The organism is Streptomyces pseudovenezuelae (assembly GCF_029892565.1).
GTDB classification, from domain to species: domain Bacteria; phylum Actinomycetota; class Actinomycetes; order Streptomycetales; family Streptomycetaceae; genus Streptomyces; species Streptomyces pseudovenezuelae_A.
Genome location: NZ_JARXVH010000015.1, coordinates 237,018 through 245,556 on the forward strand (window position 1 = coordinate 237,018; position 8,539 = coordinate 245,556).

At 71.5% G+C, this 8,539-nt stretch carries 8 protein-coding genes and 1 pseudogene; 6 read left to right on the forward strand and 3 right to left on the reverse strand.

The annotated features are described in order from the left end of the window. Nucleotides 1-47 precede the first annotated feature (47 nt). Nucleotides 48-1,277 carry a threonine ammonia-lyase gene (gene ilvA, locus M2283_RS37920; protein WP_280881037.1) on the reverse strand — a complete coding sequence of 410 codons (1,230 nt, stop codon included), beginning with the start codon at nt 1,275-1,277 and terminating at the stop codon, nt 48-50. Between the two features lie 162 nt (nt 1,278-1,439). Here ilvA and M2283_RS37925 point away from each other — a divergent pair, with 162 nt between their 5' ends. From M2283_RS37925 to M2283_RS37935, 3 genes are all read left to right on the forward strand, one after another. Then, nucleotides 1,440-1,946 (forward strand): MarR family winged helix-turn-helix transcriptional regulator, encoded by a 507-nt coding sequence (locus tag M2283_RS37925; RefSeq protein ID WP_280881038.1) that lies wholly within the window; start codon nt 1,440-1,442, stop codon nt 1,944-1,946. A gap of 171 nt (nt 1,947-2,117) precedes the next feature. Next, nucleotides 2,118-2,621, forward strand: a complete 504-nt coding sequence (locus M2283_RS37930) for a sigma factor-like helix-turn-helix DNA-binding protein (protein WP_280881039.1) — start codon at nt 2,118-2,120, stop codon at nt 2,619-2,621. 115 nt (nt 2,622-2,736) lie between these two features. Further along, the gene (locus M2283_RS37935) at nt 2,737-2,985 is read left to right on the forward strand and encodes a hypothetical protein (protein ID WP_280881040.1); all 249 of its coding nucleotides are present in this window, start codon (nt 2,737-2,739) and stop codon (nt 2,983-2,985) included. A gap of 37 nt (nt 2,986-3,022) precedes the next feature. Here the strand turns inward: M2283_RS37935 and M2283_RS37940 are convergent, their stop codons facing one another. Then, complete coding sequence (locus tag M2283_RS37940) at nt 3,023-4,177, reverse strand: cystathionine gamma-synthase (RefSeq protein WP_280881041.1); 1,155 nt, start codon at nt 4,175-4,177, stop codon at nt 3,023-3,025. A gap of 186 nt (nt 4,178-4,363) precedes the next feature. Here M2283_RS37940 and M2283_RS37945 point away from each other — a divergent pair, with 186 nt between their 5' ends. The 3 genes and pseudogenes from M2283_RS37945 to M2283_RS37955 all read left to right on the forward strand — a co-directional run. Then, on the forward strand, nt 4,364-5,482 hold the full coding sequence (locus M2283_RS37945) for a hypothetical protein (RefSeq protein ID WP_280881042.1): 1,119 nt from the start codon (nt 4,364-4,366) through the stop codon (nt 5,480-5,482). A gap of 119 nt (nt 5,483-5,601) precedes the next feature. Further along, on the forward strand, nt 5,602-6,318 hold the full coding sequence (gene msrA / locus M2283_RS37950; RefSeq protein ID WP_280881043.1) for a peptide-methionine (S)-S-oxide reductase MsrA: 717 nt from the start codon (nt 5,602-5,604) through the stop codon (nt 6,316-6,318). 126 nt (nt 6,319-6,444) lie between these two features. Beyond that, nucleotides 6,445-6,591: pseudogene (locus M2283_RS37955) on the forward strand (DUF4291 family protein); the annotation flags it as partial. A gap of 170 nt (nt 6,592-6,761) precedes the next feature. On the opposite strand, the gene M2283_RS37960 reads toward M2283_RS37955, so the two are convergent. Next, nucleotides 6,762-7,982: a hypothetical protein gene (locus M2283_RS37960; protein WP_280881044.1), complete on the reverse strand. Its 1,221-nt coding sequence runs from the start codon at nt 7,980-7,982 to the stop codon at nt 6,762-6,764. Between the last annotated feature and the right edge of the window lie 557 nt (nt 7,983-8,539).

Consider the following 8,539-nt stretch of genomic DNA (forward strand, 5'->3'; position numbering starts at 1 on the left):
CGCTTGGGGCGCCCCCACGCCCGCTGCCCGGGATGCCCCCGGCAGCCTCAGTCGATGACCGTGTAGCCCGCCTCGCGCAGGGTCCGGCCGACCTCGACGCAGTGCTCCGGCCCCTTCGTCTCCAGGTGCAGCTCGACCTCCGCCTCCGTGAGCCCGAGCCGGGGGTCGGTCCGTACGTGACTCACGTCGAGGACGTTAGCGTCCGCCACTGACAACGCCCCGAGAAGCGAGGCGAGGGCGCCCGGCCGGTCCGTCAGGCGCAGGCGTACGGCCAGGTAGCGACCCTGCGCGACCATGCCGTGCCGCAGCACCCGCTGCATCAGCAGCGGATCGATGTTGCCGCCGGACAGCAGCGCCACCACCGGGCCCTCGAAGTCCCGCGGTCCGCTCAGCAACGCCGCGACCGGGCTCGCCCCGGCCGGTTCCACGACCAGCTTGGCCCGCTCCAGGCACAGCAGCAGCGCCGTGGCCAGCTCGTCCTCGGTGACCGTGCGGACCTCGTCCACCAGATCGCGGACGAGACCGAACGGCACCTCGCCGGGCCGGCCGACCTTGATGCCGTCGGCCATGGTCGCCGGCTGCTCGATCGACACCGGGCAACCGGCCGTGAGCGAGGGCGGGTACGCCGCGGCACCCTCCGCCTGCACGCCCACGATCCGCACGTCTGGCCGCAGCGCCTTCACCGCGACCGCGAGGCCGGCCACGAGTCCGCCGCCGCCGATCCCGACGACGATCGTGCGCACCTCCGGGCACTGGTCCAGGATCTCCAGGCCGACGGTGCCCTGACCGGCGATGATGTCCGGGTGGTCGAAGGGGTGGATGAACACCGCGCCCGTCTCGGCCGCGTACGCCTCGGCGGCGGCGAGCGTCTCGTCGACCACGTGCCCGTGCAGGCGCACCTCGGCGCCGTACTCGCGCGTGGCACTGATCTTGGGCAGCGGGGCGCCCTTGGGCATGAACACCGTCGCGCGCACGCCGAGCAGGGCGGACGCGAGGGCGACGCCCTGCGCGTGGTTGCCGGCGCTCGCCGCGACCACTCCGGCGGCCCGCTCCTCGGGCAGCAGCCCGGCGATCCGGACGTAGGCGCCGCGCAGCTTGAAGGATCCGGTCCGCTGGAGGTTCTCGCACTTGAGGTGCACCGGGGCGCCCACCAGCTGGGACAGGTGCCTGCTCCCCTCCATCGCCGTCACCCGCGCCACGCCCATGAGCATCTTCTGGGCGCCGCGCACATCGTCGAGGGTCACGGGCCGCAAGGAGTCAGCCGTGCTGTAGCTCATGACTCAAGCATCGCAGTTCACAGCCTCACACCGTCGCTGTGACCAACCTCCGAGACTGGTTTGCGCAGCGCCGGTACGACCCGCGTCCCGGCCGCGTACTCTGTCCCCCAATCCAGCACCCCTTCATGAAGCGAGCCCCCGGCCATGCCCACAACACCTGAAATGTCGATGGACATGACGACCGTCGGTGACAGCGGTCTCCTCGACACGCTGCAGCACGAGGTGGCGGTCTTCGCCCGCCGTGCCGAACAGACCCGGCTCGGCGGGGTCGGGCAGGTGCGCAACTCCATGGACCGCGCCGCGTATCTGCTGCTCAACCGCCTCGACAAGGAAGGGCCGATGGGCGTCAAGGCGCTCGCCGCGAGCATGGGCATCGACTCGTCGACGGTCACCCGGCAGGTGGCTCCGCTCGTCGACACCGGGCTGGTCAAGCGGACCTCGCACCCCGAGGACGGGCGGGCCGTGGTGCTCCAGCTGTCCCCGCGCGGGCTGGCGCGGCTGGACGAAGTGCGGTCCTCCAGGCGTCAGTTGATGGCCGAGCTGACACACGACTGGGCGCCGGAGGAGCGCGAGGCGTTCTGCACGCTCCTCACGCGCTTCAACACCGCGCTCTCCAGCCGTATGGCGACGCAGGGCATCCCCGGCGCGGACGATCCGTCGGACTCCTGACCGCCCACGCGCGCGTGCCCGCACGGTGACTTGTCCCGCGGGTGTCTGCCGAGGCCTTGACCGACGGGCCACCGCTGCCCTCATATGAGACCGGGTCCCCGTCGCAGGCGGGTCGGCATCCCGTAGGCGACCGGGCCCCTGTCCTCAGGGTCGCGTCAGGGCGGAGGCGCGGTGCGACAACGGCAGGCGTCCCAAGGCGCCCGCCGGGCCCGGGAGTTCGAGGCATTCGTCGCGGGCGCGGCAGGGCGGCTCCTGCATGCCGCCACGCTGCTCACAGCGGAGGCGCCCGACGACAACCCGCGCGCGCGACGCCTGTTGACGCTCGCCCTCGCGCACACGTACGCGCGCTGGCACCGACTGCGCGGCGAGGACCCGTACGACCACACCCGCCAGTACCTCGCCACCCGCTTCGCCCGCGCGGCCTGGCACCAGTACGGCGGCCTCGGCCGCGCCCGCCCGCACCCCGACAGCGCCCTCGCCGTGCTCGCACCGCAGGAACGCCTGATCCTGGTCCTCAGGCTGTACGAAGGGGTCGCCGAGGCCCAGACGGCAGCGCTGCTCGGCCTGCCGACGGAACGCGTCCGCACGATCTGCGACCGGGCGACGGCGACGCTGCTGCATCCGCCGCGGGGGCCGGCACCGGCGGTCGTGCCGACGAAGGTGGTGTCGTCGTGAGGCGCGTCGGCGAACGTGGCGTCATCGTGGGGTGCATCGGTGGAAGAGGCGTCGCGGTGGGGCGCGTTGGCGAAGGTGGCGTCATCTTGAGGCGCGTCGGCGACGGGAGGCGCTCATGAACCGGGCCGAGCGCGAGGCCGCCGTGCGGCGGGTCATGGAGGAGACCCCTCCCTCGGTGCCGCCGGAGCTGTACCCGGAGGTGATGCGCCGCGGCGGGCGGATGCTGCGCCGCAGGACCGCCGCCCGGCGGCTGCTGTGGCTGTTGCTGTGCGCGGCGGCGGTCGCGTTCTTCGTGTGGGCCATGGTGGCCCGCCCGTGGGTGGAGCCGCCTTCGGAGACGACCCCACCGCTCACGGGCTGGTGAACCGGCGGTCGGCGCGCCGAGCCGCCCGTTCTCTCTGCTAGCCGAGCGCCTGCTGCAGGTCCGCCAGGAGGTCGTCGATGTTCTCGATGCCCACGGAGAGGCGTACGAGATCGGCGGGCACCTCAAGGGCCGAACCGGCCACGGACGCGTGCGTCATGCGGCCGGGGTGCTCGATCAGGGACTCGACGCCGCCCAGGGACTCGCCGAGCGTGAACACCTTGGCGCGGTTGCAGACCTCGACGGCAGCCTCCTCGCCGCCGTCGACCTGGAACGACACCATGCCGCCGAAGGCCCGCATCTGCTTGGCGGCGACCTCGTGGCCGGGGTGCTCGGGCAGACCCGGGTACAGCACGTTCGTCACGCGCGCGTGCCGGCCGAGCATGTCGGCGACCTTGGTGGCGTTCTCGCTGTGCCGGTCCATGCGCACCGACAGCGTCTTGGCTCCGCGCAGCACCAGCCAGGAGTCGAAGGGCCCGGCGACCGCGCCCATCGCGTTCTGGTGGTACGCCAACTCCTCGCCGAGCGTCTCGTCGGCCGTGACCAGCGCGCCGCCGACGACGTCCGAGTGACCGCCCATGTACTTCGTGAGGGAGTGCACGACGACGTCCGCGCCCAGGGACAGCGGCTGCTGGAGGTACGGCGTGGCGAAGGTGTTGTCGACGACGAGCCGCGCGCCCGCGTCCCGGGCGATCTGCGCGACCGCGGCGATGTCGGTGATGCCGAGCAGCGGGTTGGAGGGGGTCTCCACCCACACGGCCTGGGTCTTCGGGGTGATGGCGGCCCGTACGGCGGACGGATCGCTGGTGTCGGCGACCGACCACTCCACGCCCCACCGGGCGACGACCTTCGCGAACAGCCGGAACGTGCCGCCGTACGCGTCATTGGGGATGACCACGTGGTCGCCGGGGCTGAGCAGCGTACGCAACAGGCAGTCCTCGGCCGCCAGTCCGGACGCGAACGCGAGACCGCGGCGGCCGCCCTCGAGGGCCGCGAGGTTCTCTTCCAGGGCGGTCCGGGTGGGGTTGGCGCTGCGGCTGTACTCGTAGCCACCGCGCAGGCCCCCGACGCCGTCCTGCTTGTAGGTCGAGACCTGGTAGATCGGCGGGACGACCGCACCGGTGAGGGGGTCGGCCGTGTTGCCCGCGTGGATCGCGAGGGTCTCGAAGTGCTGACTGATGTGCCTGTCGCTCATGGGCCCCGAGCGTAGTGCGCTCGCGGAACGGATGACGGACGGCGGGGCGTGAGGGGCGGTACTGCGGGGTTTTCCCTCGGTGACTGTGCCCGTGCCCGTGTCCGCCGGAGGCAACCGGCGGGGAGTTGTCCACAGGTGCGGGGACCGGGTTCGCCAATTGTCGGCGGCGTCTGGAACGCTTGTGGCATGGAGATTCTCTGGGTCCTGATGGCGGCGGTCCTGCTCGGCTTCGTGCTGCTGCCCTTCCTGCGGCGCAGGCGCGGCATGATCGAGCAGGTCCCGGCCGGCCACCCGGACGCGGCCGACCCCGCGAACTACGGCTTCGCGCGGGAGGAGGAGCTGGACGTCCGCATGCCCGGCCCCGACCACGATCTGCTGGACGTCCTGGACCTGGTGCAGCGCACGCACGACTACCGCGCGGCCCAGCAACTGCTGGCCGGCACGGAGGCGGCGGGCGAGCTGCGCTGGCAGCGAGTGCAGGCGTTCGCGGGCGCCGCCTCGCTGGAGCTGCGGCAGCGGCCGGGCGGAGTCAGCGAGACGCCGGGCGGGCAGTGGCTGCGGGTGTGGCGGGCCGAGCATCCCAAGGACGCGGGCGGCGCGGCGGTGCATGCCGAGTTCCTGGTGCAGCAGGCGTGGCGGACGTCGACGCCGGGCACGGACGAGTTCCGGATCATCATGGAGGAGGCGAGGTCGGCCTGCGGCGACGCGGCGCTGCTCGCGCCGGGTGATCCGATCCCGTACATCGTCGAGCTGTCGGTGGCGCGTGGCCTGGCCTACTCCCAGCCGGAGTTCGAGCAGCTCTGGCTGAAGATCCTGGACCGGGCGCCCGCGCACATGGGGGCCCACCTGGCCGCCCTGCACTACTGGTGCGAGAAGTGGCACGGCTCGCGGGCCCTGGCGAACTCCTTCGCGGAGGCGGCCGCCGCCCGCGCGCCCCAGGGTTCGCTGCTCGCCGCGATGCCGCTGTTCGCGGTCTTCGAGCACCTGCCCGAGGTGAACCTGGTCAGCGGCTTCTACCAGAGCGAAGTGGTGACCAAGGCGATGCACGGAGCGCTCTTCGCGGTCCACGCCGCCCGCCCCGACGACCCGATGCTGGCGCATGTCCGCCACATGCTGGTCTTCTTCCTGGTCCGCGCCGAACGCTGGTCGGAGGCGATGAACCAGCTCATCCACATAGACGGCCACGTGGGGGCGCTGCCCTGGACCCTGTCGGCCGACCCGGCGGCGGAGTTCGCGGTCTACCGGGCGCTGGCGGTGGCGGGTTACGAGGCGAACGGAGGAAGCCCGGCGACGCTGCCGCACTGAGCTCACAGGGCCCCGCCGCCACCTCTGCCGCCCCTGCCACCGGTGAAGCCGACGGTCGGAATTCCCGCCCGCCCCACGGGTGTTGACGTGCTCGAACCCCCGGACCTCCTGGAGACCGCATGTTCCCGGACAGCCGCACTCTCCGACTACCGACTCCCGAACAAGCGCTCCGCGGCCGTACCGAACCGTTCTTCTCCGTCCCCGACCGCCACACGGTCCTCGGCACCCCGCTCCTCGGCCCCTACCCCGAGCACCTGGAGATCGCGGACTTCGGTATGGGCTGCTTCTGGGGCGCCGAGCGCAAGTTCTGGCAGCTCCCGGTGGGCGTGTGGACGACCCTGGTCGGCTACCAGGGCGGCTACACCGAGCACCCCGCGTACGAGGAGGTCTGCTCGGGCCTGACCGGCCACACGGAGGCGGTCCGCGTGGTCTACGACCCGCAGCTGATCTCGTACGACCGCCTCCTGAAGACCTTCTGGGAGTCCCACAACCCGACGCAGGGCTTCCGCCAGGGCAACGACGTAGGCACGCAGTACCGTTCGGCGATCCACACCCACACGCCGGCCCAGGCCGCGGCGGCGACCGCCTCCCGCGAGGCCTACCAGCGGGTCCTGACGGGCTCGGGGTGGGGCACGATCAGCACGGAGGTCCTGCCGGCGGAGGGCCGGACGTTCTATCCGGCGGAGGGGTATCACCAGCAGTACTTGGACAAGAATCCGGCGGGGTACTGCGGGATCGGCGGGACGGGGGTCAAGCTGAGTGACCCGTTCGGGACGAACTGGGGGGCGTCTTGCCCGACGGGTATCGCTGCGGCGCCGGAGGCCACGGACAAGTAAGGCCGAGGCACTGAAGAGCCGTGGGACCGGCCATCCGCACGGCGCTGCGGCCGGCGCTCCCCGTCACAGCGAACAGCGGTCGAAAATCGGTGGCCGCCTGAACCGGCCGAGCCCGCGCTGTACGCCATGGAAGAACCGCAACACAGGATCCGTGCGGCCCACTCGGAATCCGCGATCACCGTCTACCAGGCGTACTCCCCCGAGATCGGCCTGCCCGCCGTCCGCGACGGCCGTTTCCCCGCGGCATGGAAGCGGGACCGGATGACGTGGATCACCAAGCCACGCTGACAGACTCCAGGCCATCGCCTGCAACGGGCTTCGTGGACGCCGCTCCACAAGTCGGTTCGGATCCGGGAACCGCTGGAGGCGCGACCGATCAAGGCAGCACGGAGGTCCCGTACCAGCGCCCCCGGGGCGGGGACACCGCTCGCGTCGGACGGTCGTCAGTTCAGGCTCTGAGCCCGGCGCCGGCGCATGATGACCAGCACGCCCGCACCCGTGACCACCGCCGCGGCAGCCATGCCCGTGATCGGCAACGCCGAGGACCCGGTCTCCGCCAGGCTGCCGCCGGTCGACGTCGTCCCGGCGCCCCCGGTTGTTGTCGTCGTCCCGTCGCCGCCGGTCGACGACGACCCGCCGGCCGATCCGCCCGAGCCGCCCGCGTTCCCCGAGCCGCCCGTCGAGCCGGTCGATCCACCACCCGTGACATCCAGCGTGATGTCGGCCTGGTCGTTGGTCTTGTCGGGGTCGGACGGCCGCGCCTCGGTGCCCAGCACCACCGAGCCCTTCGCGTGCGCCACCCGTTTGTCGATCTTCAGCTTGAAGTCGTAGGTCTCACGGCCGTCCTCGTAGAGAGCCCGCTCACTCGTGCCGCAGTCGTACGCCTCGCCCTTGGCCCTGCAGAAGCCGGGCGCCTTGACGACCGATGTTCCGGCGGGCGGTGCGACCATGATCCTGGCGGAGGGCTCCCCCAGCTTGGTCATGACCCAGGCGGGCCCGGCGTTGGTGAACTCCACCTTCATCGGCAGCGTTTCACCGACGCTCCCCTTCAACGCGGCACCCGTCACCTGGAAGTCGGCCGTGTTGACGGAGGTGACGGGCACATCGACGACTCGCACGGACCCCTCGGCCCCCGCCTGGCTTTCGACCAGTTTCACCGCCGGTGCGGTTCCCGTCACCGGCGGAGTGCCGTTGTCGTCCACTCCCGGATCGTCTTCCCCGACACGCAGGCGCAGTTCGTCGTTGAGCGCGCGGTCCAGTGCCTTGACGCGGAGAGGCCTCTCGGGCGTGTAGACGACGCCCGGCTCCGCAGCCTGGTCGAACGCGCACGCCACGGTCCACCTCTCGGGCATCTCGTCGTAGGGGCGGACGTACTGCGTCCGGCAGTTGGAGGGAACCTCCTCGAAGTCGAGGCCCCGGGTGACGGCGTAGTAGACCCACACCTTCTCGGCGGCTCCGGTGCCCTTGTTCGCCACGGTGACCGGCACATCGAAGGTGCTCCCCGGTTTCACCCCGTCGATCGGCGCGACGCCTCCCACGACCAGTTCGGATGCGGTTTCATCGGCGAAGGCGGCGGGAGCCGTGGCAAGCGCGATCAGGCCGACAGCACCGAGGGTGGCAACAACGGCACGGGAGGCGCGACGGTTGTGCGGAGGCATCGGCATGGAGGGAACCTCTGTTGGAATGTGGGCAGACGGACGGTGTCCCCCGGGGGAACACCCCTTCGCTCGCTAGACTCCTGCCGGTCCCGAACAGTTGCACTTCCGGTGCCTCCTCCGCCCATCGATCGCCCCTCCGGACGCCGTGAGTCCCGCTCCGACGTCGGCATCGATTGCAGAACTCCCGGTTCGAGCCTTCGGCCTCCCTCCCAACCACGGGACACAAAGGTCTGTGACCACGCCATGACCTGGGTCATCAAGCAGCGTTCACAGACTCCCTCGGCACCCGAGGCACCCGAGAAGCTTCACTCCGTCCCGTTGAGGCAGACGCCTCCTCAGGCGTCCTCCGCAGGGGCGGCACGCTGGGCGTCCCAGACAGATCGCAGTGCGGCGGCCGCTCGTTGCGCTGCCTCATGGGGGTCCGGGCGTGGGGCGGGGATCCGGGGGCCGGTCAGGTCCCGATCGGTGTGTCAACGGTCATTGAGATGCCCAGGTAGGTGGCCGTTGGAGGCCCAGGCTGGTGGCCATCAGAAACCCAGGCGTGTGGCCGGTGGTGTTCCCGG